Source organism: Phenylobacterium sp. (assembly GCF_036677185.1).
In the GTDB taxonomy this organism is placed as follows: Bacteria; Pseudomonadota; Alphaproteobacteria; order Caulobacterales; family Caulobacteraceae; genus Phenylobacterium.
This window is the reverse complement of the sequence record NZ_JAKFEN010000001.1, coordinates 1-1,854: the sequence shown is the minus strand read 5'-3', so window position 1 is coordinate 1,854 and position 1,854 is coordinate 1. Positions and strand designations below refer to the sequence as shown.

Here is a 1,854-nt window from a genome sequence, read left to right as displayed (position 1 = left end):
GGCTGATGCTCCGATCCTGGTTCTGGACGAGGCCACATCCTCGCTGGACGTGGAGACCGAGCGCCAGGTCCAGGCGGCGATGGAGGAGCTGATGGTGGGCCGCACGACCATCGTCATCGCCCACCGGCTCTCGACCATCCGAGGCGCCGACCGGATCCTGGTGTTCGACCAGGGCCGCATCGTCGAGGAAGGCCGCCACGCCGAGCTGATCGACCGGGGCGGGGCGTATGCGCGGCTGCACGCCGTCACCGAGGGGACCTATCTGTGACCGAGCATTACGAAGACACCGACGACCAGCCGCAGCGGGTCCTCTCCAACGGCCAAGTGCTGGGCTTCATCGCCCGGTTCTGGCTGCGGCGCCCGGTGCTGCTGACCGCCTGCGTCGTGCTGACCCTGGCCTCGGTCGGCTTCGACCTCGCCCTGCCCTGGGCCGCTGGCGAACTGGTCGACGCCGTGGCGGCCGGCCCCTCGCGGGCCGAGCTCGCCTGGAACGCCTGGGCGATCTTCGTCGGCGTCTACCTGGCCTTCGCCATCATCCGCAACGTCAGCTTCCGGTTCTGGAATCCCCTGGCCGCGGCCAACATGAAGGAGATGACCGACGAGGGCTTCAAGCGGGTCCAGTCGTTCTCGTCCGACTGGCACGCCGACACCTTCGCCGGCTCCACCGTGCGGAGACTGAGCCGCGCCATGTGGGGCTACGACATGGTCTCGGATTCGGTGGTCCTGTGGCTGGGTCCGGCCATGCTGGTCCTCTTCGGCCTGTCGGGGGTTATGATCGCCCGCTGGCCCAGCGTCGGCCTGTTCTCCCTGGCGGTGGTGGTGATCTATGTCGCTTCCAACCTGATCCTCACGGCCAAATATGTGCGGCCGGCCAACCTCAAGTCGGTGGCTCTCGACAGCCGCATCGGCGGGGCGCTCGCCGACTCCATCTCGTCCAATCCGACCGTGAAGTCCTTCGGGGCCGAGCACCGGGAGGAGGCGCGGATCGGCGGGATCACGTCGCTGTGGCGCAGCCTGACGCTCACCACCTGGACGCGGTTCATCAATGTGTGGCTGTGGCACAACCTGCTGCTGGTGGTGCTGCAGGCGGGGCTGACCGGCCTGCTGCTGCGTCTCTGGGCGCGGGGCGAGGCCACGGCCGGCGACGTGGCTTTCGCCATCACCTCGTTCATGCTGATGAGCGGCTATCTGCGCAACATCGGCGAGAACATCCGCATGATGCAGAAGGGGTTGGACGACGTGGAGGACGTGGCCCGATACGCCCAGACCCCGCCCCAGGTGCTGGACCTCGAGAACGCCCCGGCCTTCGCGGGCGAACTGGGCGAGATCGTCTTCGACAGGATCACCTTCCGCTACAAGTCGGCCGAGGAGCCGCTCTATCGCGACTTCACCCTGCGTATCGCACCGGGCGAGCGGGTGGCTCTGGTGGGTCCGACGGGGGCCGGCAAGTCGACCTTCGTCAAGCTGATCCAGCGGCTCTACGACTTGCAGGACGGCCGGATCCTGATCGACGGCCAGGACATCGCCACGGTGAACCAAGGCGGCCTGCGCCGCGCCATCGCCGTGGTGCCGCAGGACCCGGCCCTGTTCCATCGGACCATCGCGGAGAACATCAGCTACGCGCGGCCCGAGGCGACGGACGAGGAGATCGCGCTCGCCGCCAGGCGCGCCCGCGCCCATGACTTCATCGCCAAGCTGCCACTGGCCTACCAGACCCTGGTGGGCGAGCGTGGGGTGAAGCTGTCGGGCGGCGAGCGCCAGCGGGTGGCCATCGCCCGGGCCTTCCTGGCTGATGCTCCGATCCTGGTTCTGGACGAGGCCACATCCTCGCTGGACGTGGAGACCGAGCGCCAG

The 1,854-nt window shown here is 68.4% G+C and carries 1 protein-coding gene and 1 pseudogene; both read left to right on the top strand.

The annotated features are described in order from the left end of the window. A pseudogene (locus tag V6M51_RS00010) lies at positions 1-268 on the top strand (ABC transporter ATP-binding protein); the annotation flags it as partial. Beyond that, the coding region (locus tag V6M51_RS00005) for an ABC transporter ATP-binding protein (protein WP_332763531.1) at positions 265-1,854 on the top strand (1,590 nt) is incomplete at its 3' end. The pseudogene V6M51_RS00010 and the gene V6M51_RS00005, both read left to right, overlap by 4 nt.